The sequence below is a fragment of the Streptomyces sedi genome, assembly GCF_006335015.1.
GTDB classification, from domain to species: domain Bacteria; phylum Actinomycetota; class Actinomycetes; order Streptomycetales; family Streptomycetaceae; genus Streptomyces; species Streptomyces sedi.
Map to the genome: position 1 here is coordinate 271951 of NZ_VDGT01000004.1, position 22287 is coordinate 294237.

Consider the following 22287-nt stretch of genomic DNA (forward strand, 5'->3'; position numbering starts at 1 on the left):
GCCGAACGAAGGGGGAGTTGAGGTCGCGGCTTGACTTCAAGTTGGGTTGAGATCCCAGGCTTGTCGGCATGCAGGGGAGCGCAGGGCTCCCCACGCCGTGGGCGCTCTTCGCGCCCAGACCGGAGGTCAGCCATGTCCACTCCCACTCCCACCGCCGCCACCGCCACCCCCGACGCGGGGGAACGCCGGCCGCTGCGGCTGGCCGTGATCCTCGGCAGCGTGCGGGACGGCCGGTTCGGGCCCACCGTGGCCGACTGGTTCACCGCGCTCGCCCAGGAACGGGCCGGCGGGCGGGGCGACATCGTCGTCGACCGGCTCGACCTGGCCGACGTGCCGCTGCCGCTGGACATGGCGACGCGGCCGGGCGAGGCCGCCCCCGAGGTGGCCGAGCAGCTGGCCGCGGTCGCCGGCCGGCTGGCCGGGGCCGACGCGTTCGTGGTGATCACCCCGGAGTACAACCACAGCTTCCCGGCGGCGCTGAAGAACCTCATCGACTGGCACTTCGTCGAGTGGCAGGCCAAGCCGATCGGCTTCGTCTCCTACGGAGGGGTCGGCGGCGGGCTGCGCGCCGTCGAGCAGCTGCGCACGGTCTTCGCCGAGCTGCACGCGGTCACGGTGCGGCGGGCGGTCAGCTTCCACCACCCGTGGAACTGGTTCGACGACTCCGGCCTGCCCGCCGCCCCGAAGGCGTGCGCCGAGGCGGCCGAGGGGCTGCTGGACCAGCTCGCCTGGTGGGGCGACGCGCTGCGCGCCGCCCGCGAGGCCAGCCCCTACGCGGCCTGAGCCGGACCGGTCCACCCTCGCACGATCACGCGGCCGGCCGCCTTCCTCTCCCGTCGGGCGCCGGCTCGGCCGAATGCCGTCGCGGGGGCCGCCCGATCGGAGGAAGCGGCGGACGGGGCGTCCCAAATCCGATAAGTGGCCCGGTGGGGCGCGCACGATGGGACGAGCGGCCGGCGCCGGAGCCGGCCGCTCGTTCTTTCTTCGGCGTTCTTCGGCGTTCTTCCTACGGAGAGGGTGGACCGAGGTGGCAGTCGTGCGGACCCCGCGACAGCGTTTCTGGTGGTGGCTGTTGCTCGCCGTCGGTGTGCTGCTCGTGGTGGGCTCGACGGTGCTCTGGGCCTCCCCGCCGTTCGAGCGCTCGGGCGACGGCTACGGAGTGGAGGGAGGCAGACGGTGATTCGGGTGCGACGGGTCTACGACGAGCCGGACGGGGACGACGGGGTCCGGGTGCTGGTGGACCGGATGTGGCCGCGGGGGATCAGGAAGGCGGAGCTTCCGCTGGACGAGTGGCCGAAGGAGGTGACTCCCTCGACCGAGCTGCGGCACTGGTTCCACGGGCCGGACGGGGACTTCGACGGCTTCCGCGCGCGCTACCGGTCCGAGCTGGACGACGGGCCGGCGGCCGAGACGCTGCGCAGGCTGTCGGGGCTTGACACGTCGGGGCGCACGTTGACGCTGCTGACCTCGGCGAAGGACCCCGAGCACGGGCACCCGGCGGTGCTGGTCGAGGTGCTGGAGGAGATGCGCTGAGCCCCTCGGGGAGGGGCGCATCGAGATGCGGGGGCGGGGGGCCCGTGCTGGCATGAGGGGGTGACAGTGACCATCGTGGGGGCGGGCCGGATGGCCCGTTCCATAGCGACCAGGGCGCTCGCCGGCGAGTACGCCGTGCGCGTCGTCGACCGTTCACCCCGGAAGGCCGCCGACCTCGCCGACCAGCTGCGTTCGGCGGCCCCCGCCGACGCCGTGCCCGACGTGCGGGGCTCGGACGCCCTCGCGGTCGAGGGCGCCGACCTGGTGGTGCTGGCCGTGCCCTATCCGGCGGGGCTCGCGATCGCCGCCGAGTACGGGTCGGCGTTGGCCGGTTCCGTGCTGGTGGACATCAGCAACCCCGTGGACTTCGCCACCCTCGACGGCATGGCGGTCCCCGCCGGCACCTCGGCGGCCGAGCGGATCGCCGCCGAGGCGGCGCCGGGGGTGCCGGTGGTGAAGGCGTTCAACACCTGCTTCGCCGGGCCGCTGCTCGGCGGCCGGGTCGCCGGGCTGCCGCTGGACGTGCTGATCGCCGGGGACGACGCGGGGGCCAGGCAACGGGTCGCCGCGTTCGCCGCCGCCGGGGGCCTCAACCCGCTGGACGTGGGGCCGCTGCGCCGGGCGCGGGAGTTGGAGGCGCTCGGCTTCCTCCACATGGCCTCCCAGGAACGCCTCGGGCTGAACTGGTCGAGCGCCGTCAAGTTCCTGACCTGAGGCGGCGAGGATGACCGTGCACCGGCTCGCCGTTTTCGCGGCGGTACTGCCCATCGCCCTCGTGGTCACCTGGGACGCCCCCTCGCTCTCCCCGCCCGGCGCCGGCGCCGAGCCGGAACGCCCGCTGCCCGCCGTGGAGCGCCCGACGGCGGCGCCGCACGTGGTCACGCGCGAGGAGTGGGGCGCCGACGAGGAGTCGCGCACCGAACCCGTCACCTACACGGGCCCGGCGCGCGCGGTCTTCATCCACCACACCAACCACCCGGACGACTACGACTGCGCCGACGCGCCCGAGATGCTGCGTTCGATGCAGAGCCACCACGTCAGCTCCGAGGGGTGGGACGACCTGGGCTACAACTTCGTGGTCGACAAGTGCGGCACCGTCTACGAGGGCAGGGGCGGCGGCGTCGACCGCTATGTGCTGGGGGCGCACACCACCGGGTTCAACTACGACACCGTCGGGATCGCCGCGCTGGGCGCCTTCACCGACCCGACGGCGGTGCCGCCCGAGCTGGTGGACGCGATCGCCGAGGTCGCCGCGTGGAAGCTGCGCCCCGGCACCGACCCGAACGGGCGGGTGCGGCTGGTGTCGACGAACGACGCCAGCATGGTGCCGGAGGGGGACCCGGCGGAGCTGGACGTGGTCTCCGGCCATCGCGACATCGTGCAGACCGACTGCCCGGGCGACGCGCTCTACGCGATGCTGCCCGAGGTGCGGGAGACGGCGGCGGGGTTGCGGGTGGCGGGCGCGAAGTGACCGTTCCGGCGCCGTACGGCGGGGTGCGGGCCGAGGTGCCCAGGCAGCTGTGGCTGGTGCCGTGGGTGCTGCTGGGGGTGACGGCGCTGGTGCAGTCGCTGGTGCCGGGGTGGGTGGAGCTGGGGTTCGTGTTCGCGGCGCTGCCGCCGTTGACGGGGTTGATCTACGGGCCGTGGCGCACGGCGGCGCTGGGGGCGGCGACCGTGGGGCTGCTGATGCTGCCGGTGACCAGGCCGGGGCACATCGGGGACGCGGATCTGGGGGCGGTGGCGGCGATCGCGCTGTTCAGCGTGCTGGTGGCCTGGGTGCGTGGCCGTTACGGCAGGGAGCTGACGCGGGTGGGCACGGTGGCCGAGGCGGCGCAGCACGCGGTGCTGCCGCCGGTGGCCGACCGGGTCGGCCCCCTGGCGTGCGCGGGCCTCTACCGGGCGGCGCAGGTCGCGGCGCTGGTCGGCGGCGACCTGTACGACGTGCGGGAGGGGCCCTACGGGGTGCGGGCGCTGGTGGCGGACGTGCAGGGGCACGGGCTCGCCGCGGTCGGCACGGTCGCGTCGCTGCTGGGCACGTTCCGGGAGGCGCTGCTGGACGAGCCGGAGCTGTCGGGGGTGGCGCTGCGGCTGGATCGGCGGCTGCGGATCGAGACGGCGAACGCGGGGGACGGGCCCTCCGAACTCTTCGCGACGGCGGTGCTGTTGGAGTTCCCGCCGGACATGGGGTCGGTGCGGCTCGCGTCCTGCGGGCATCCGCCGGTGCTGTTGCTGCGGGGCGGCGCGGTGCGGGAGCTGGCGGCGGAGCCGGCGCCGCCGCTGGGGCTCGGTCTGGGGCCTGTGGAGCCGGAGCCGTTGACGGTGCGGCTGGCGGAGGGGGACGTGCTGCTGGGGTACACGGACGGGGTGACGGAGGCGCGGGACGCCTCGGGCGCGTTCTACCCGTTGGAGAGCCGGCTGGCGCGGCGCTGTGCGGGGCGGGGGTGGCAGGCGGGGCCGGGGGCGCTGGTGGAGTTCGTCTGGGAGGACATGACGCGCTTCGCGCGGGGCGTCGAGGACGATGTGGCGTTGCTCGCGCTGCGTCCGGAACGCGGCGGGGGCGTCGTGCGTTCCTTCCGTTGAGCCAGGTCAGAGCCGCCTTGATGGACTCGGGGCGAACAAGGTTGAGTCGACTTTGCTCAGGGCGTTTGACCCGGGGGTGGTCGGTGGGGCAGTCTTGAGTCAGCCCCACTCAAGCAAGTAGCTGGAGGAATCCGAAATGGCACGTGCGGTCGGCATCGACCTGGGCACGACGAACTCCGTCGTCAGTGTTCTCGAAGGCGGTGAGTCCACCGTCATCACCAACGCCGAGGGCGCCAGGACCACGCCGTCCGTCGTGGCCTTCGCGAAGAACGGCGAGGTGCTGGTGGGTGAGGTCGCCAAGCGGCAGGCCGTCACCAACGTGGACCGGACGATCCGTTCGGTCAAGCGCCACATGGGCACCGACTGGAAGATCGGCCTGGACGGCAAGGACTTCAACCCGCAGCAGATCAGCGCCTTCATCCTGCAGAAGCTGAAGCGCGACGCGGAGTCCTACCTGGGCGAGAAGGTCGCCGACGCGGTGATCACCGTTCCCGCGTACTTCAACGACCACGAGCGGCAGGCCACCAAGGAGGCGGGCGAGATCGCCGGCCTCAACGTGCTGCGCATCGTCAACGAGCCGACGGCCGCCGCGCTCGCCTACGGCCTGGAGAAGGACGACCAGACCATCCTGGTCTTCGACCTCGGCGGCGGCACCTTCGACGTCTCGCTGCTGGAGATCGGCGACGGCGTCGTGGAGGTCAAGGCGACCAACGGCGACAACAACCTGGGCGGTGACGACTGGGACCAGCGCGTCGTCGACCACCTGGTCAAGCAGTTCGCCAACGCCCACGGCGTGGACCTCTCCAAGGACAAGATGGCCCTCCAGCGGCTCCGCGAGGCCGCCGAGAAGGCGAAGATCGAGCTGTCGTCGTCCACCGAGACCACGATCAACCTGCCCTACATCACGGCCTCGGCCGAGGGCCCGCTGCACATGGACGAGAAGCTCACCAGGGCGCAGTTCCAGCAGCTGACCTCCGACCTGCTGGAGCGCTGCAAGGTCCCGTTCCACAACGTGATCAAGGACGCCGGCATCCAGCTGTCCGAGATCGACCACGTGGTCCTCGTCGGCGGCTCCACCCGGATGCCCGCCGTCGCCCAGCTCGTCCGCGAGCTGACCGGCGGCAAGGAGGCCAACAAGGGCGTCAACCCGGACGAGGTCGTCGCCATCGGCGCCAGCCTCCAGGCCGGTGTGCTCAAGGGCGAGGTCAAGGACGTCCTGCTGCTCGACGTCACCCCGCTGTCCCTCGGCATCGAGACCAAGGGCGGCATCATGACCAAGCTGATCGAGCGCAACACCACGATCCCGACCAAGCGTTCGGAGATCTTCACCACGGCCGAGGACAACCAGCCGTCGGTGCAGATCCAGGTCTACCAGGGCGAGCGCGAGATCGCGGCGTACAACAAGAAGCTGGGCATGTTCGAGCTGACCGGCCTGCCGCCGGCGCCGCGCGGCGTGCCGCAGGTCGAGGTCACCTTCGACATCGACGCCAACGGCATCATGCACGTCTCCGCCAAGGACCTCGGCACCGGCAAGGAGCAGCGGATGACCGTCACCGGCGGCTCCGCGCTGCCGAAGGACGACATCGAGCGCATGATGCGTGACGCCGAGCAGTACGCCGACGAGGACGCGCAGCGCCGCGAGGCCGCCGAGACGCGCAACCAGGCGGAGCAGCTCGTCTACACCACGGAGAACTTCCTCAAGGAGAACGCGGAGAAGGTCCCCGGCGACGTCAAGACCGAGGTCGAGGCGGCCGTCGCCGACCTGAAGGAGAAGCTCAAGGGCGAGGACACCGCCGCGATCCGCGAGTCCTCCGAGAAGGTCGCGGCCACCAGCCAGAAGCTGGGCCAGGCGCTGTACGCCGACGCGCAGGCCGCCGGCGGCGCCCAGGGCGCCGAGGCGGGCGAGCAGGCCGGCGCCGCGGGCGCGCCCCAGGGTGACGACGACGTCGTCGACGCCGAGATCATCGACGACGACAAGCCGAAGGGTGGTGCGGCGTGACTCAGGACCCGCAGGGCTTCGACAAGGAGCCCGAGGTCCCGGACGCCGAAGCGGCGACCCCCGAAGCCGAGAGCGAGTCGAGGGTGCCCGAGGCGGGTGGCGAGACCCCCGCCCCGGGCGCGGCCGAGGGCCAGGAGGACGGTGAGCTGGCTGCCTCCCAGGCGGCCGAGGTGGCGCTCACCGCCCAGCTGGACCAGGCGCGCACCGCGCTGCACGAGCGCACCCAGGACCTCCAGCGACTTCAGGCCGAGTTCCAGAACTACCGCCGCAGGGTGGAGCGGGACCGGATCGCGGTCAAGGAGGTGGCCATCGCCAACCTCCTGACCGAGCTCCTGCCCGTGCTGGACGACATCGGGCGCGCACGGGACCACGGCGAGCTGGTCGGCGGCTTCAAGCAGGTCGCCGAGTCGCTGGAGACGGTCGCGGCGAAGATGGGCCTGGCGCAGTTCGGCAAGGAGGGCGAGCCCTTCGACCCGACCGTGCACGAGGCGTTGATGCACAGCTACTCGCCCGACGTCACCGAGACGACGTGCGTGCAGATCCTCCAGCCCGGGTATCGCATCGGCGAACGCACCATCCGCCCCGCGAGGGTCGGGGTCGCCGAGCCCCAGCCGGGCAAGGCGGCCGAGTCGGAGGACGGAGCGCCGGAGCAGGACGACGACGGCGGCTCGGACGAGGGCTGAGGCGGTGGCTGACACCAGGCACCGCGTGGCCGCGCGGGTCGCGGACCCGCGGGCAGCGGACCGGAAGGAGGGACGCCGGGGATGAGCACCAAGGACTTCATCGAGAAGGACTACTACAAGGTCCTCGGCGTCCCCCGGGACGCCACCGAGGCGGAGATCAAGAAGGCGTACCGCAAGCTGGCCCGGGAGAACCACCCCGACGCCAACGAGGGGGACGCCAAGGCCGAGGACCGGTTCAAGGACGTCTCCGAGGCGTATGACGTCCTCGGCGACGCCAAGCGCCGCAAGGAGTACGACGAGGCCCGCGCCCTCTTCGGGAACGGCGGCTTCCGCCAGGGCCCGGGAGCCGGGGGCCAGTTCAACTTCGACCTGGGCGACCTCTTCGGCGGCGGCCCCGGCCAGCAGCCGGGCGGCGGCGGAGCCGGTGCGCCCGGCGGCGCGGCCGGCGGGTTCGGCGGCGGGCTGGGCGACGTCTTCGGCGGCCTGTTCAACCGGGGCGGCGCGGGTGCCACCCGCACCCAGCCGCGCCGGGGCCAGGACGTCGAGTCCGAGGTGACGCTCAGCTTCACCGAGGCGGTCTCGGGTGCCACGGTTCCGCTGCGGATGTCGTCGAGCGCCGCCTGCAAGTCCTGCTCGGGCACGGGGGACAAGAACGGCACCCCCCGCGTCTGCCCGACCTGCGTCGGCACGGGGCAGATCAGCAGGGGCGGGGGCGGCGGGTTCTCGCTCACCGACCCCTGCGTGGACTGCCGGGGCCGGGGCCTGATCGCCCAGGACCCCTGCGACGCCTGCCGCGGCAGCGGCCGGGCGACCAGCTCGCGCACCATGCAGGTCAGGATCCCGCCCGGCGTGGACGACGGGCAGCGGATCAGGCTGCGCGGCAAGGGCGCGCCCGGCGAGCGCGGCGGCCCGCACGGCGACCTCTACGTGGTGGTGCACGTCGACGACCACCCGCTCTTCGGCCGGCGTGGCGACAATCTCACCCTCACGGTGCCGGTGACCTTCCCCGAGGCGGCGCTCGGTGGTGAGATCAAGGTGCCGACGCTCGGTGGCCCCCCGGTCACGCTGAAGCTGCCGCCCGGCACCCCGGGCGGTCGCACGATGCGCGCCAGGGGGAAGGGCGCGGTCCGCAAGGACGGCACCCGGGGCGATCTGCTGGTCACGATCGAGATCGCCGTGCCACGCGAGATGGGCGACGCGGCACGGAAGGCCCTGACCGAATATCGCGCCGCGGCCGAGGGAGAGGACCCGAGAGCGGGGCTGTTCGAGGCCGCGAAGGGAGACTGACGAGATGGACGGCCGGCACGGACCCAGCAGCAATCCCTACGAACTCACCGAAGAGACGCCGGTCTACGTCATCTCCGTGGCCGCGCAGCTCTCCGGGCTCCACCCGCAGACGCTGCGGCAGTACGACCGGCTCGGCCTGGTCTCCCCCGACCGGGCCGCCGGGCGCGGCCGGCGGTACTCGGCGCGCGACATCCAGCTGCTCCGCCAGGTGCAGCGGCTCTCCCAGGACGAGGGGATCAACCTCGCCGGCATCAAGCGGATCATCGAGCTGGAGAACCAGGTCGCCGCGCTCCAGTCGCGGGTGGCCGAGCTCCAGCAGACCGTGGAGGGCGCCGCCGTCGCCATGCGGCAGCGGGAGGCCCAGGTCCACGCCTCCTACCGCAGGGACCTGGTGCCCTACCAGGACGTGACCCAGTCCTCGGCGCTGGTGGTCTGGCGGCCCGACCGCCGCCGCTGAGCCCTGGCCGGGCCGGCTCGTTCCGGCGCCTCGGTCCTCGCGACGCCCGTTCCCCCTCGGGGAGCGGGCGTTCGCCGTTCCCGGCGCGGTCCCGTTCCGGGCGCGCGGTTCCGTTCCCGGGGTGGGGCCGGGGTGGGGCCGGGGTCAGGGCGCCCGCGGGTAACGGTCCAGGGCGCGGCCGAGCAGCGGGAGGAACGCGCAGCTCAGCGCCGTGGCCAGCAGCCAGCCCGCGACGACGTCCGAGACCCAGTGGACCCCCAGATAGACCCGGCTGAAGCCGATCGCCACCGCCCACAGCGCCGGAACGCCCACCGCCAGCGCCCTCGTCCACGGCCGCCGGCAGCGCGTCAGGAGCGCGACCGCCAGCCCGATCGCGACCAGCGCCGAGGTGGTGGCGTGCCCGGAGGGCAGGGACGGGTTGTGCACATGGATCACCCAGTCGGCCTCCGGCGGCCTTGGCCGGTCGATCACCGTCACCAGCGTGAACCGGAACAGCAACGCCAGCAGCAGCGCGGCCCCGCCGGCCACCGCCCCGAACCACCAGGCGTGCCGGGCGGCGAGCGCCCCCGCCGCCATCGCCAGCAGCACCGCCGGCACCCGGGTGCCGGAGGCGGAGACGACCGTGAACACGTCGTCCCAGCCGGGCGTGCGGTGCCGCAGCGCCCACTCGTGCGCCGCGCGGTCCAGCGCCAGCGGATCGTTCCCGCCCGCCATCACGACCACGACGAGCAGCGCGCACAGCGCCGCGCACAGCGCCGCGGCCGGAACGGCGAGCGGCGGCCGACCAACGGCGGGCGGGCGTCGGGGCACCATGGGCTGATCCTAGGTCAGTGCCTGGGCGCGCACCTGGCTAAACGTCAGCCGGGCGTGCGCCCGCGCGGGTGTCAACATGCCGCGCCACGGGCCGATCCGACATCACCCACTCGTTCGGCGGAGAGTGGCTGGACTTCACCCCGGGGCGATCCGAGGGTGTTCGTTATGAACCTTGTGCGCCTTCCCATAGCCGTCGCCGCCGTCGTGGCGGCGCTGTTCGTCACGGCGCCCCCGGCGGTGGCCGCCGATCCCTGGGGCCAGGGGACGGTGAACACGGTGGGAAAGATCATCTGGGAGGCCGGCGACGGCCGCCTCGGGCTCTGCTCGGGCGCGGTCGTCGACGCGCCCAACGGCAGCGTCGTCGCGACGGCGGCGCACTGCGTCAGCGCGCGGGAGAGCCCGAGCGCGCCGGGGGACGTCTACTTCGTGCCGGCGTACGACCACGGCAGGGACAGCTACCGCGAGGACGGCTGGCGGGTCTCCGCGTTCCATCTCCCCGAGGAGTGGGACCCGAACGGCGAGACGGGCGCGATCCTCCCGCACGACTACGCGTTCCTGACGCTGGAGGAGCGGGACGGCGAGAGCGTCCAGGAGGCCGTCGGCGCCAACGCGTTGCGGTTCGAGCCGGTGCGGGAGAGCGGCGAGGTCGCGGTCCTCGGCTACCCGGCGGCCGACCCGTACGACGGCGAGTCGCTGCGGTACTGCGCGGGCGAGACCAACGTGCTCGACGAGAACGAGGCCGAGCCGGTCAACCTGGGCGGGCTGCTGCTCGACGGCTGCGACCTGACGGCCGGATCGAGCGGCGGGCCCTGGATCCAGGACTACGACGCCGAGACCGAGTCCGGCACGGTGGTCGCGGTCATGTCCGTCGGCAGCGGCGAAGGCCAGGTCGTCGGCCGCCCCTACCCCGAGGCGGCCCGCCCCCTCCTCGCCGCGGCGGGCGCGCGCGAAGCCGAGGACACCGAGACGACGCCGGCGCCCGGCTCCGAGGTGCCTCTCTCGGAGCGGTGAAGCGGAGGGGCGGCGTTGTCAGTGGGCACGACTAACCTGTGGCGGCATGGAACTGACAGGGCGGGACATCCTCCTCGTCGGCCCCTTCGAGGGCTTCGAGGTCGGCGAGTTGCGGCGGCGGCTGGAGGCAGCCGGGGCGCACGTGACCGAGGAGCTGACCGGCGCCACCTTCGCCGTCTTCGCCGGTACGGGAGCGTCGGCCGACACCTATGGCGAGGCCTACGCGCTGGGCGTTCCCCAGCACGACGAGGCCGCGCTGGCCGCGTTGCTCGACGGGCTGGAAGCGAAGCGGACGGGTGCGGTCGGGCCGGGGGGCTTCGCCGAACCCGCGATGCTCGCCGCGGCGGGCCCGGAGAAGCTGGCGGAGCTGCTACGGGGGGCGCGCGTGAGGGCCTTCACGCCGGCGCGTGATCTGCCGCCGCTGCGCCGCAGGTTGGCGGAGCTGGAGGCCGAGCACGGGGTCACCGAGGCGCACCGGCTGGCCACCCGGCTGGTCTGCGGCTCGAAGGCGACGTTGAGCGCCCCCTATCGACACCGGTCGGAGATCACCTCGGTGGCGCTGAGTCCCTCGGGGGCCCACGTGGCCACAGCCGAGTGGGGCGAGGGCGACAGCGGTGTCGCCCTGATCTGGGAGGTGTCGACCGGCAAGTGCGTCAACGCCCTGGAGGGGATCAGCGGCGGCATCGGCTGGTGGGGAAGGTCCGACTGCGTCCAGTGGTCGGCCGACGGGACGCGGCTGGGCATGGCGTTCGACACCAACGCGGTCGGCGTGTGGGACCCGTTCGGCGAGGGGGAGCCGCTGGCCGAGGCGAGGGTGACTGAAGGACACAGCCGCCCACCGGGCTGGGCGCTGTCCCCCGACGGGCTGAGCGCGATGGTCGCGGTGGGCAACTCGGGCCTGTCCGACCGGGTGACAGGCTGCGTCGTCCCTCTGGAGCGGGGTGTGTTGTCCTGGTCGGCCGACGCGGTGGAGGGGACACACCCCTACCTGCTGTCCGACGGGAACCCCGTCGTCCGCGAGGGGGCGATGGCGCGCTGGGACGAGCTGGACACCGACGGAACGCTGTCCTGGTCGGTGGACGGGCGACGGCTGTACGCCGCGGCCCGCTCCGAGGCGTTCGTCGTCGACGTGGCCGGGGGCAGACCGCTGTGGGGGACGCGGGTCGACCGGGTCGCCGCGTGGAGCCCGGACGGCCGCCTCCTCGCCCATCTCGGTGGCGGGAGGTTGCACATACGCGACGGCGCGACGGGCGACCCGGTCGTGGAGCCGGTGCCGCACGCCGGCTCCCGCTTCGACACGTCGCTGCGCTGGGGCGCGCGCGGTGCGACCGCCCGGCTGGCCGTCGTGTGCGACGGGGAGTCGCGGCGTCCCGGCGTCGAGATACACGACGACGGGCGGTCGGTCCACCGGCTGGAGACCACCCCGGCCAGGACCCACGACGTGGGGGACTTCGCGAACTGGGCGTGGGCGCCCTCGGGCGACCGGGCGGCCGTGCTCACGGCGGCCGGCGAGATCGAGGTTTGGGCGCTCGACGACGGGACGCCGCGCCGCCTGCGCGCGTTGGCCGCCCCCGCGGGAACGCGCGGTGTGCTGTGGGGCGCGGAGGAGACCGTTGTCGCGGTGGGGCCCGAGACGCTGCGGTTCCTGCGGGCCGGGAACGGCGCGGTGTTGGGGGACTTCGCGTACATGCTGGAGGCGGGGGGCGAGCCGCCTGTACCCAGGGAGTTCCTGTGGGACGAGCGGCTGGAAGGACGGCTGTTCGCGCTCGACGAGCACACCTGGTGCCTGCCGGTCGGCCCGCACGGGGCGATCGCCCCGCCCGAGCGCCGTGCCGACGTCGAGACGAGGTTGGCCTGGATCGCCGCCGGCCGCTTCGCCTGGCCGCTGCGCTGGGGGGACTTCGCACTCTGGCCGGACGCGGAGACGGCGATGAGCCGCACGCGGGTGTGGACGGACGAGCTGGCCGCCCTGCGGGACGGCCTTCGGGAGGCGGGCGGCTGAGCACGCTCGTGGCGCTCCCCGGTCAGAGCAGGCGGCCGGTGTGGAGGTCGAAGGCGAACGGGTCGGGGAGCGGGAGGGGCTTGCCGTAGGGGACCGAGTAGGTCGCCCGGTAGTCCCGGCCGGCGGGCTCGCTGTGCAGGGTGACGGCCTCCCGCTCCCTGTCGATCAGCAGATAGAGGGGGACGCCCCCGAGGGCGTAGAGGTGGCGCTTGGCCTCCCGGTCCAACTCGGCGCGGGAGCTGGTGATCTCGGCCACGAGGGCGACACCCTCCGGCTCCATCCACGAGGGCGCGTCGTCGAAGAGGGCGAGGTCGCAGGGCGCGAAGGTGGCGTCGGGAACGGTCATGTTGCGCAGCTTCCGACCGTCGCCGGGGAGCGCGAGCCCCTTGTTCCCCGCGACGTCCATGTCGGTGGCCGAGAGCCTCAGCACCTGGCGGACCAGATGGCTGAAGTTCGCCTCGTGGGCGCCGACCGGTGGCGGGGTCACGACGATCTCACCTTCGACTAGCTCAGCGTGGAAGCCCTCCGGCGTGTCCAACGCCAGAAAGCCGGCCAGGAGGGAGTCGTCATCGATCGGCATGGACTGCTCATGCGCCATAGCCGTCATAGTGCACCTCCGTTTCCTCGCTGACCAGCATCCCTGGCAGGGGCGCGGCCGAGGGGGCGTTCCGCTCCGTTCACCTGAAGGAGTTGAACGGGGCGATCCGTTGACCGCCGGCCGTCAGGGCGGACGAGCCGCGTCGACAGGTCGCCCGGAGTTCCGGCGCGGTCGACTGCCCCCGGTCAGAGCAGGCGGCCGGTGGCGAGGTCGAAGGCGAACGGGGCGGGGAGCGGGAGGGGCTTGCCGAGGGTGACCTGGTGGTGCTGTGCGTACCCCTGTGGTGAGGGCTCGCTGAACAGCGTCGCCGCGCGCCGGTCGCGGTCGATCAGCAGGTAGAGCGGGATGGCGCCCCGCGCGTAGGCCAGAAGCTTGTCGACGCGGTCCCGCTCGGGCCGTGAGCCGGTGATCTCGGCGACCATGAGTGTCGTAGTGCCTCCTTCTCCTGCCCGGGAACCCTTTCGTAGGCGCCGTGCCGGGGCCAGCGGCGAGGGCGACCAGCACACGAAAGTGGGTAAGCCCGGCTCTTCGTTGACGGGCTCCCGGGGTGCGGTGATCCTCAACGCACGGCTTGCGCGACGGCCCCCCGTCAGGGGCTTGAGTGAGGTACGCTCAACTTATCGCACGTAAGCTCTGGCAGGGCCGGAGCAGGGTGGCCGTGGGAGCGGAGGAGTACCGCGAAGTGAACGCCGAGTTGACCAACAGGAGTCGGGACGCCATCAGCGGCGCCAGCCAGCGCGCGCTCACCGGGGGGCATCCGGACATCACCCCGGAGCATCTGCTGCTGGCGCTGCTCACCGGTCGGGACAACGAGAACGTGCAGGACCTGCTCGCCGCCGTCGAGGCCGACCAGGCCGCGCTGCGGTCGGAGGCCGAGCGGCTGCTCGGGCAGCTGCCGCAGGTGCGGGGCGCGTCCGTCGCGCGCCCGCAGCCGAACCGGGAGCTGCTGGCCGTGCTCGCCGACGCCCAGGAGCGGGCCGGGCGGCTGGGGGACACGTTCGTCTCGACCGAGCACCTGCTGATGGGGCTGGCGGCCAGGGGCGGCCAGGCCGGCGGGCTGCTGACCGAGCAGGGCGCGAAGGCCGAGCGGCTTGAGGAGGCGTTCCAGGCCGCGCGCGGGGAGCGCCGGGTGACCTCGGCCGACCCGGAGGGGACGTACAAGGCGCTGGAGAAGTTCGGCACCGACCTGACGGCGGCGGCCCGCGAGGGCCGGCTGGACCCGGTGATCGGCCGGGACCACGAGATCCGCCGCGTCGTGCAGGTGCTCTCCCGCCGCACCAAGAACAACCCGGTGCTGATCGGTGAGCCCGGCGTCGGCAAGACCGCCGTCGTCGAGGGCCTGGCGCAGCGGATCATCAAGGGCGACGTGCCCGAGTCGCTGCGCGACAAGCGGCTGGTCTCGCTCGACCTGGGCGCCATGCTGGCCGGCGCCAAGTACCGGGGCGAGTTCGAGGAGCGGCTGAAGACGGTGCTCGGCGAGATCAGGTCGAGCGACGGCCAGATCGTGACGTTCATCGACGAGCTGCACACCGTCGTCGGCGCGGGTGCCGGCGGCGACTCGGCGATGGACGCGGGGAACATGCTCAAGCCGATGCTTGCCAGGGGCGAGCTGCGGATGGTCGGCGCGACGACGCTCGACGAGTACCGCGAGCGGATCGAGAAGGACGCCGCGCTGGAGCGCCGCTTCCAGCAGGTGCTGGTAGCCGAGCCCGACGTGGAGGACTCGATCGCGATCCTGCGCGGGCTGAAGGGCCGCTACGAGGCGCACCACAAGGTGCAGATCGCCGACGGCGCGCTGGTGGCCGCCGCCACCCTCTCCGACCGCTACATCACCTCGCGCTTCCTGCCGGACAAGGCGATCGACCTGGTCGACGAGGCCGCCTCCCGGCTGCGGATGGAGATCGACTCCTCGCCGGTGGAGATCGACGAGCTGCGGCGGGCCGTCGACCGGCTGCGGATGGAGGAGCTGGCGCTGGCCAACGAGTCGGACGTCGGCTCGCGGCAGCGGCTCGGCCGGCTCCGCGCCGAGCTGGCCGACCGCGAGGAGGAGCTGCGCGGACTGACCGCCCGCTGGGAGAAGGAGAAGCAGGGGCTCAACCGGGTCGGCGAGCTGAAGGAGCGCCTCGACGAGGCCCGCGGCGTGGCGGAGCGCGCGCAGCGCGAGGGCGACCTGGAGGCCGCCTCCAAGCTGCTGCACGGCGAGATCCCCTCGTTGGAACGGGAGTTGGCCGCCGCCTCGGAGGCCGAGGAGGAGGCCAAGAAGGACACCATGGTCAAGGAGGAGGTCGGCCCCGACGAGATCGCCGACGTCGTCTCCTCCTGGACGGGCATCCCCGCAGGCCGGCTGCTGGAGGGCGAGACCGAGAAGCTGCTGCGCATGGAGGAGGAGCTGGGCCGCCGGCTGATCGGCCAGCGGGAGGCCGTCACCGCCGTCTCCGACGCGGTGCGCCGCGCGCGGGCCGGGGTGGCGGACCCGGACCGGCCGACCGGTTCCTTCCTCTTCCTCGGCCCGACGGGCGTCGGCAAGACGGAGCTGGCCAAGGCGCTGGCCGACTTCCTCTTCGACGACGAGCGGGCCATGGTCCGCGTCGACATGAGCGAGTACTCCGAGAAGCACTCGGTGGCGCGGCTGGTCGGCGCCCCGCCCGGCTATGTCGGGTACGAGGAGGGCGGCCAGCTCACGGAGGCGGTGCGCCGCCGCCCCTACACGGTGGTGCTGCTGGACGAGGTGGAGAAGGCGCACCCCGAGGTCTTCGACACGCTGCTCCAGGTGCTGGACGACGGCCGGCTCACCGACGGGCAGGGCCGCACGGTCGACTTCCGCAACACCCTGCTGATCCTCACCTCCAACCTGGGCAGCCAGCACCTGACCGACCCGCTGGCCAAGCCGGAGGAGCAACGCGAGGAGGTGCTGGCGGCGGTGCGGGCCGCGTTCCGGCCCGAGTTCCTGAACCGCCTGGACGACCTGGTGGTCTTCCGGACCCTGGACAGCGAGGAGCTGCGGCGGATCGCGGGCCTCCAGGTGGCGGCGATGCAGCGGCGGCTGGCCGACCGGCGGCTGACGCTGGAGGTCACGGACCTGGCGCTGGAGTGGCTGGCGATCCAGGGCCACGACCCGGCGTACGGTGCGCGGCCACTGCGGCGGCTGGTGCAGACGGCGGTCGGCGACAGGCTGGCGCGGCGCATCCTGGCCGGTGAGGTGCGGGACGGGGCGACGGTCCTGGTGGACGCGGCGCTGGACGGCGACCTGACGGTGGAGCCGACGGAGGCTTCGGCGTAGGCGGCTGGGCTCGGGGTGCGGGGGCGCGGTGGGGTGTCGGCCGCCGGCCGTGGACGGCTGCTCGCGCGCTCCCCGCGCCCCCTCGCCCGCCTCCGGGTGCGGCTTGGGGGTACATGCGGCGTTCCTGCTGCTTGCCCGGCGGGGGCGGTGGTGGGAGAGGATGGGGAGTCCGCTAATCCGTACGAAGGGACCCCCCGTGTCCGTTGACCCGTCCGCCATCCCGAACTTCGGGGGGCGGTCCGACAAGCCCGAGCAGCAGGGCGGCCAGCAAGGCCAGCCGAAGGCGGCGAAGCCGACCGGGCCGATCATGCCGAACCAGGACCTGCTCAAGCAGCTGCTCGACCGGATGCAGCTGAAGTACGTGGTGGACAAGCAGGGCGACCTGGTGGCGCCCTGGAAGCAGTACCGGATGTACTTCATGTTCCGCGGCGAGGAGAAGCAGCGCGTGCTCTCGGTGCGCACCTTCTACGCGCGCCCCCACACGCTCGACGACAAGCCGCGGCTGCTGGAGAGCGTCGACGAGTGGAACCACACCACCCTGTGGCCCAAGGTCTACACGCACACCAACGACGACGGCACCGTGCGTCTCGTCGGCGACGTGCACATGCTGCTGGGCGCCGGTGTGGCGTTCGACCACTTCGTGGCGAGCGTCGTCAGCTGGGTCCGCGCCGGCATGGAGTTCGACCGGTGGCTGGTGGAGCGCCTGGGGCTGGCCAAGGACGTCGACGACGCCGAGGGCGCCGAGGGCTCGGACGGTGAGGAGAACGGCGAGGAGAACGGCGACACCGTCGCCGACGCATCCGACGACACCGACACCGACGCCGACGCCGACGGCGGTGTCGACACCCGGAAGCCGGGGGACCAGGCGTGATCGTCGCGTTCTCGGTGACCCCGATCGGCGCCGGTGAGGACGTGGGCGAGGAGGTCGCCGAGGCCGTGCGGGTGGTGCGCGACAGCGGGCTGCCGTACCGCACGGACGCCATGTTCACCTCGCTCGAAGGCGACTGGGACGAGGTGATGGCGGTGGTCAGGGACGCGGTCGCCGCCGTCGAGGCCAGGGCGGGGCGGGTCAGCCTGGTGCTCAAGGCCGACATCCGCCGCGGCGTCACCGACGGCCTGGACGCCAAGGTCCGCCGCGTCGAGGAGCTCCTCGCGGACCCGGCCCCGGACGACGGCACGCCCTAGCGAGGGCCGAACGGCCGAACGGGCGGGCGCCGACCGCGACCGGGTGCGGCGCCCGCCGGGCTCAGTCGTCCTTCGCCCCACCCTCCGGCGTCTCATCCGCCGCCGTCACCCCGGGACCGGACTCCTCGGCGAAGTGGCAGGCCACCGGGTGCCCCGTGCCCCGGTCGCGCAGCTCGGGCTCCTCGGTCGCGCAGATGTCCTGGGCCTTCCAGCACCGGGTGCGGAAGCGGCACCCGCTCGGCGGGTCCAACGGGCTCGGCACGTCGCCGGTCAGCACCGTGCGCCGCCGCTCCCGCTCGCGGCGCGGGTCGGCCAGCGGTGCCGCCGACAGCAGCGCCTGGGTGTAGGGGTGCGAGGGCCGTTCGTAGACCTCGTCCCTGGTGCCGGTCTCGACGACCTTGCCCAGGTACATCACCGCGACCCGGTCGGAGATGTGGCGCACCACCGACAGGTCGTGGGCGATGAACACATAGGCCACGCCCAGCCGTTCCTGGAGGTCCTCCAGCAGGTTGACCACCCCGGCCTGGACCGAGACGTCCAGCGCGGAGACCGGCTCGTCCAGCACCAGCAGCTTCGGCTGGAGCGCCAACGCCCGCGCGATGCCGATGCGTTGGCGCTGCCCGCCGGAGAACTCGTGCGGATAGCGGTTGCCGTGCTCGGGGCTGAGACCGACCAGCTCCAGCAGCTCGGCGACCCTGGCCCGGCCGCCGTTCCGCCACACCCCCTGCACCTTCAGCGGCTCGGCGATGATGTCGTTCACCGGCAGCTTCGGGTTGAGCGAGGCGTAGGGGTCCTGGAAGACCATGCCGGCCTTGCGCTGCACGGGCCGCAGCTGGCTCGCCCGCAGCCCGGTGATCTCCTGGCCGTCGAAGCGGACCGAGCCCGAGGTCGGCCTGATCAGCTGGAGCAGCGCGCGGCCCGTCGTCGACTTGCCGCAGCCCGACTCGCCGACCACGCCCAGCGTCTCGCCCTCGTTGACGGCGAACGACACCCCGCTCACCGCCTGGACCTGGCCCACCACGCGGCGGACCATGCCCCCGCCGCGCACGGGGAAGTTGACCACCAGGTCGGTGACCCGCAGCAACTCCTCCGCCTCGCCGTCCTTCTCCAGCGTGGTCGTCGCGGTCATCGGCCCTCCTTCGGGGTGCGGAAGAACGCCGTGGCGTCCTCGGCCTCGGCCAGCCGGTCGCTGTGGTGGCAGGCGGCCCGGTGCCCGTCGCCGACGTCCTCCAGCCCCGGCTCGTCGGTGCGGCAGACGTCCGTCGCCAGCGGGCAGCGCGGCGAGAACGGGCAGCCGGGTGGGAGCGAGATCAGCGAGGGCGGGCTGCCCCCGATCGGCCGCAGCCGTTCGTCCCGCCCGCCGTCCAGCGCCGGGATCGAGCCCAGCAGCCCGGCGGTGTAGGGCATGCGGGGCTCGTAGAAGACGTCGTCGGTCGCGGCGACCTCGACCGGCTTGCCCGCGTACATCACCAGCGTGCGGTGGGCCATGCCGGCGATCACGCCGAGGTCGTGGGTGATCATCAGGATCGCCGCGTTGACCTCGTCCTTGACCTCCAGCAGCTTCTCCAGGATCTGCGCCTGGACCGTCACGTCGAGCGCGGTGGTCGGCTCGTCGGCGATGATCACGTCGGGGTTGTTGATGATCGCCATCGCGATCATCACCCGCTGCCGCATCCCGCCGGAGAACTCGTGCGGATACGCCTTCAGCCGCCGTTCCGCCTGCGGGATGCCGACCAGGTCCAGCATCTCCCTGGCCCGCGCCAACGCCTGCCGGCGCGGCACCAGATGGTGCGCCAGCACCGCCTCGGCCAGCTGGTCGCCGATGCTGCGCACCGGGTTCAGCGAGGTCATCGGGTCCTGGAAGATCATCGCGATCTTCCGTCCGCGCAGCGCCCGTTGCTCCTTGGGGCGCAGCGAGAGCAGCTCCCGCCCCCGGTAGCGGATCGAGCCGCAGACCCGGGCCGTCTTCGGCAGCAGGCCCATGATGGCCATCGACGAGACGGACTTGCCGGAGCCGGACTCGCCGACGATGCCCAGCACCTCGCGGGAGCGCAGCGTGTAGCTCAGGCCGCGCACCGCCCGCACCACGCCGTCGTCGGTGGGGAACTCGACGGTCAGGTCGTCGACGGTCAGGATCTCCTCGTCCGAGGGCGGCCTGGCGTCGGCCAACGTGTGGGCGGAGTGCACCTCTTCTGCCGCCTCCGTCACCGCGGCCTCCACGGAGGGCGGCGGGGCGGAGGGGTTTTTGATGGGGGGAGTCAGGGACATCAGTCACGCACCCGGGTCTGTCGGGGGTCGAAGGCGTCGCGCAGGCCGTCGCCGATGAAGTTCACCGACAGGGCGATCGCGATGATGAAGGCGCCCGGCCAGTAGAACAGCCAGGGCCGCACGCTCAACGCCGTGCGGTAGTCGGTGATCAGCCGGCCGAGCGAGGTGTCCGGCGGGCGGACGCCCAGGTTGAGGAAGGACAGCGCCGACTCGGTGAGCACCGCGCCGGCGATGGTCAGCGTCGCCGAGACGATGATGATGCCGACCGTGTTGGGCAGGATGTGCTTGAAGATGATCCGCCCCGCGGAGGTGCCGACGGAACGGGCCGCCTCCACGTACTCCTTCTCCCGCAGCGACAGCACCTCGCCGCGCACCAGCCGGGCGATCTGCGTCCACATGCACAGGCCGAGGAAGATCGCGAAGAGCACCACTCCCTTGCCCGCGACGATCACCCCGATCAGCCCGGCGAGCAGCAGCGTCGGCACGGCGATCACCACGTCGGTGACCCGCATCAGCGCGGCCTCGACCCAGCCCCTGAAGTAGCCGGCGAGCGCGCCGATCACGGTGCCGACCAGGGTCGCCACCAGGCCGACGATCACCGCGATCAGCAGCGACACCTGGGCGCCGCGCATCGTCAGGGCGAAGTAGTCACGGCCGACGTTGTCCTGGCCGAACGGGTGCTCGCCGAGGCTCACCCCGCCGCCGCCGAGGAATCCGGGCCACACCGACAGGGTGGGCCGGCCCTCGCCGACGACCGAGCCGGTGGTGGACGGGTCCTTGTCCCACCAGCCGGGGATGGGTCCGGCGCCGATGCTGGTGACGGCGAGCACCACCACCAGGAAGAACAGCACCATGCCGGCCAGCGCGCCCTTGTGCCGGAGGAACCGGCGGCGCACCAACTGGCCCTGGGAGCGGGCGACGACGTTCATCCCGTGGGTGACGGCCGCCCCGCTTCCCGCGTCGTCGGGCGGGGTGTCCTGGGACTTCGCCACCCCGCTGTCCGCGTTTCGCGTCATGGTCAGTCTCCTTTACGACAACCGGATGCGAGGGTCGAGGAAGGCGTAGACGATGTCGGCGATCATGTTGAAGACCACGATCGCGCCACCGGCCACCAGGAAGAAGGCCATGATCGGCATGGGGTCGCCCTGCTCGATGCCCTGGAAGAGCAGCGAGCCCATGGCCGACCAGCCGAAGACCTCCTCGGTCAGTACCGCGCCGCCGACGATGGTGCCGATGTCGTAGGCGACCAGCGTCGTGATGGGGATCAGACCGTTCCGCAGCACGTGGCGGGTGACCACGGCCCGTTCGCTCAGCCCCTTGGCGCGGCCGGTGCGGACGTAGTCCTGGTTCATCACCTCCAACATGCTGGCGCGGGTGTAACGCGTGTAGCTCGCCAGCGAGACCAGCACCAGGGCCAGCGTCGGCAGCGCCAGATGGCCGGCCGAGTCCAGGCCCGACTCCCAGAACGTTCCCTGGTAGTTGGGGGTCTCGGCGCCGATCGTGGAGATCGGTCGGCCGCCGACGGAGTCGCTGTAGTCGGCGAACGACTGGAGCATCCGGTCGGTGAAGATCACCGCGCCGGCGAACAGCCCGGTGAGGATCGAGGCGGGAACGGCGGCCCTGCGGTACAGCTCGCCGCCCAGGAACCAGCCGACGGCGCCGCTGATCGCCACGGTGAGCAGCGCGAGGCCCACCACGGTCAGCAGCTCGGGGTCCTTCAGCACCGGCCTCAGCGCCAGCGAGGCGACCACGCCGACGCCGGCGGTGATCAGCGCCGCCTGGAGCGGCGGCTTCCACTCAAGGCCGCTGACCAGGGTGGTGAAGCCCAACGCGCCGCCGAGCGCGGTCAGCGCGATCACGATCGGCCCGAGCCCCGGGTCGGCGAACCAGCCGGTGGCGGAGAGCACCGCCAGCAGCACCGCCATCGCCGCGGTCGCCGAGCCGAACGCGGTCAGCCGGCTGCGCCGGTCGCCGACCACGAGGGAGCCGCAGGCCAGGCCGACGATCAGCGCGATCGTGCCGATGAAGACGGGGGAGATGGTCGGGTCGGCCAGCCAGTCGTTGAAGTCGAGGGCCAGGAACTGCTTCAGCAGGGTGCCGACCCAGAAGAGCGGCAGCGAGAAGCAGACGAAGGCGACGAAGGTGACGGTCTGGTCGAGCGCCGTGTACTGCCGCAGCGCCGAGACGACGCCGACGGCGATGCCGATCACGATCGCCAACACGGTGGCGCCGGTGATCAGTTGGAGGGTGGCGGTGAAGGCGTTCTCCAGGGCGGCGTTGACCTGCTGGCCCTGTCGGTCCACACCGAGGTCGCCGGTGAGGACGTCGAGGAGCCAGTTGAGGTAGCGGACGATGACGGGGTCGTCCAGGCCCATTCGTTCGGTGATCTCGGCCATCTGCGCCTCGCGGGCACCGTCCGGCAACTGCCGTGCCTCGGCGAGCGGATCACGGATGCGGGTCGCGAGGAAGAAGACCACGACCGTGGAGGCGAGGAAGACCCAGATCGAGACGAAGAGCCGCCGCGCGATGAAGACGAGCATGGCGCAGACTCCTGAGGTTCACGTGGGTGGGGAGTGAGGAGTGGGGAGTGA

General features: G+C 72.7%; 21 protein-coding genes and 1 pseudogene. 15 read left to right on the forward strand and 7 right to left on the reverse strand.

The window, feature by feature from the left end; all coding sequences use genetic code 11:
• Positions 1 to 132: 132 nt before the first annotated feature.
• The 10 genes from FH715_RS07840 to FH715_RS07880 all read left to right on the forward strand — a co-directional run bounded on the left by FH715_RS07840 (position 133) and on the right by FH715_RS07880 (position 8539).
• Positions 133 to 783, forward strand: coding sequence for an NADPH-dependent FMN reductase (locus tag FH715_RS07840; protein WP_139642167.1), 651 nt, complete (start codon positions 133 to 135; stop codon positions 781 to 783).
• A 253-nt stretch (positions 784 to 1036) separates the two neighbouring features.
• On the forward strand, positions 1037 to 1180 hold the full coding sequence (locus tag FH715_RS28140; RefSeq protein WP_170184673.1) for a hypothetical protein: 144 nt from the start codon (positions 1037 to 1039) through the stop codon (positions 1178 to 1180).
• A complete protein-coding gene (locus FH715_RS07845; protein WP_139642169.1) occupies positions 1177 to 1533 on the forward strand; it encodes a DUF488 domain-containing protein in 357 nt (118 codons plus the stop codon). The genes FH715_RS28140 and FH715_RS07845 overlap by 4 nt, the downstream gene beginning before the upstream one ends.
• 60 nt (positions 1534 to 1593) lie before the next feature.
• The gene (locus FH715_RS07850; RefSeq protein WP_139642171.1) at positions 1594 to 2247 is read left to right on the forward strand and encodes an NADPH-dependent F420 reductase; all 654 of its coding nucleotides are present in this window, start codon (positions 1594 to 1596) and stop codon (positions 2245 to 2247) included.
• A 10-nt stretch (positions 2248 to 2257) separates the two neighbouring features.
• Positions 2258 to 3004 (forward strand): peptidoglycan recognition protein family protein, encoded by a 747-nt coding sequence (locus tag FH715_RS07855; RefSeq protein WP_139642173.1) that lies wholly within the window; start codon positions 2258 to 2260, stop codon positions 3002 to 3004.
• Complete coding sequence (locus FH715_RS07860; RefSeq protein ID WP_281290718.1) at positions 3001 to 4113, forward strand: PP2C family protein-serine/threonine phosphatase; 1113 nt, start codon at positions 3001 to 3003, stop codon at positions 4111 to 4113. The genes FH715_RS07855 and FH715_RS07860 overlap by 4 nt, the downstream gene beginning before the upstream one ends.
• A gap of 136 nt (positions 4114 to 4249) precedes the next feature.
• Entirely contained in the window at positions 4250 to 6112 is a 1863-nt protein-coding gene (gene dnaK, locus FH715_RS07865; protein ID WP_139642175.1) for a molecular chaperone DnaK, read from the forward strand.
• Positions 6109 to 6795: a nucleotide exchange factor GrpE gene (gene grpE, locus FH715_RS07870; RefSeq protein WP_139642177.1), complete on the forward strand. Its 687-nt coding sequence runs from the start codon at positions 6109 to 6111 to the stop codon at positions 6793 to 6795. Before dnaK ends, grpE begins: the two co-directional genes overlap by 4 nt.
• Positions 6796 to 6876: 81 nt before the next feature.
• Entirely contained in the window at positions 6877 to 8082 is a 1206-nt protein-coding gene (dnaJ, locus tag FH715_RS07875; protein WP_139642180.1) for a molecular chaperone DnaJ, read from the forward strand.
• Between the two features lie 4 nt (positions 8083 to 8086).
• Positions 8087 to 8539 carry a heat shock protein transcriptional repressor HspR gene (locus tag FH715_RS07880; RefSeq protein ID WP_139642181.1) on the forward strand — a complete coding sequence of 151 codons (453 nt, stop codon included), beginning with the start codon at positions 8087 to 8089 and terminating at the stop codon, positions 8537 to 8539.
• Between the two features lie 144 nt (positions 8540 to 8683).
• Here FH715_RS07880 and FH715_RS07885 read toward each other — a convergent pair whose 3' ends face one another.
• On the reverse strand, positions 8684 to 9352 hold the full coding sequence (locus tag FH715_RS07885; RefSeq protein WP_139642183.1) for a phosphatase PAP2 family protein: 669 nt from the start codon (positions 9350 to 9352) through the stop codon (positions 8684 to 8686).
• 165 nt (positions 9353 to 9517) lie between these two features.
• Here FH715_RS07885 and FH715_RS07890 point away from each other — a divergent pair, with 165 nt between their 5' ends.
• Together FH715_RS07890 and FH715_RS07895 are read left to right on the forward strand one after the other, a co-directional pair.
• Positions 9518 to 10363: a trypsin-like serine peptidase gene (locus FH715_RS07890; protein ID WP_139642185.1), complete on the forward strand. Its 846-nt coding sequence runs from the start codon at positions 9518 to 9520 to the stop codon at positions 10361 to 10363.
• Positions 10364 to 10409: 46 nt separating this feature from the next.
• A complete protein-coding gene (locus FH715_RS07895) occupies positions 10410 to 12365 on the forward strand; it encodes a WD40 repeat domain-containing protein (protein WP_139642187.1) in 1956 nt (651 codons plus the stop codon).
• A gap of 22 nt (positions 12366 to 12387) precedes the next feature.
• Here FH715_RS07895 and FH715_RS07900 read toward each other — a convergent pair whose 3' ends face one another.
• Both FH715_RS07900 and FH715_RS07905 read right to left on the reverse strand, forming a co-directional pair.
• Positions 12388 to 12972 carry a Uma2 family endonuclease gene (locus FH715_RS07900; protein WP_211367481.1) on the reverse strand — a complete coding sequence of 195 codons (585 nt, stop codon included), beginning with the start codon at positions 12970 to 12972 and terminating at the stop codon, positions 12388 to 12390.
• Positions 12973 to 13148: 176 nt separating this feature from the next.
• Positions 13149 to 13469 carry a Uma2 family endonuclease gene (locus FH715_RS07905; RefSeq protein WP_281290719.1) on the reverse strand — a complete coding sequence of 107 codons (321 nt, stop codon included), beginning with the start codon at positions 13467 to 13469 and terminating at the stop codon, positions 13149 to 13151.
• 176 nt (positions 13470 to 13645) lie between these two features.
• On the opposite strand from FH715_RS07905, the gene clpB reads away from it, so the two are divergent.
• The 3 genes and pseudogenes from clpB (at position 13646) to FH715_RS07920 (ending at position 17428) form a co-directional block, all read left to right on the forward strand.
• Entirely contained in the window at positions 13646 to 16243 is a 2598-nt protein-coding gene (clpB, locus tag FH715_RS07910) for an ATP-dependent chaperone ClpB (RefSeq protein ID WP_139642194.1), read from the forward strand.
• Between the two features lie 196 nt (positions 16244 to 16439).
• Positions 16440 to 17003 (forward strand): annotated as a pseudogene (locus FH715_RS07915) (YbjN domain-containing protein); the annotation flags it as partial.
• A gap of 107 nt (positions 17004 to 17110) precedes the next feature.
• On the forward strand, positions 17111 to 17428 hold the full coding sequence (locus FH715_RS07920; protein WP_139642198.1) for an MTH1187 family thiamine-binding protein: 318 nt from the start codon (positions 17111 to 17113) through the stop codon (positions 17426 to 17428).
• Between the two features lie 61 nt (positions 17429 to 17489).
• On the opposite strand, the gene FH715_RS07925 is transcribed toward FH715_RS07920, so the two are convergent.
• From FH715_RS07925 to FH715_RS07940, 4 genes are read right to left on the reverse strand one after another with little or no spacing between them, the layout of a single operon-like run.
• Complete coding sequence (locus FH715_RS07925) at positions 17490 to 18557, reverse strand: ABC transporter ATP-binding protein (RefSeq protein ID WP_139642200.1); 1068 nt, start codon at positions 18555 to 18557, stop codon at positions 17490 to 17492.
• The gene (locus FH715_RS07930; RefSeq protein WP_246108620.1) at positions 18554 to 19636 is read right to left on the reverse strand and encodes an ABC transporter ATP-binding protein; all 1083 of its coding nucleotides are present in this window, start codon (positions 19634 to 19636) and stop codon (positions 18554 to 18556) included. Before FH715_RS07930 ends, FH715_RS07925 begins: the two co-directional genes overlap by 4 nt.
• Positions 19637 to 19695: 59 nt before the next feature.
• Positions 19696 to 20712 (reverse strand): ABC transporter permease, encoded by a 1017-nt coding sequence (locus FH715_RS07935; protein WP_139642204.1) that lies wholly within the window; start codon positions 20710 to 20712, stop codon positions 19696 to 19698.
• A gap of 12 nt (positions 20713 to 20724) precedes the next feature.
• Entirely contained in the window at positions 20725 to 22236 is a 1512-nt protein-coding gene (locus FH715_RS07940) for an ABC transporter permease (RefSeq protein ID WP_139642206.1), read from the reverse strand.
• Between the last annotated feature and the right edge of the window lie 51 nt (positions 22237 to 22287).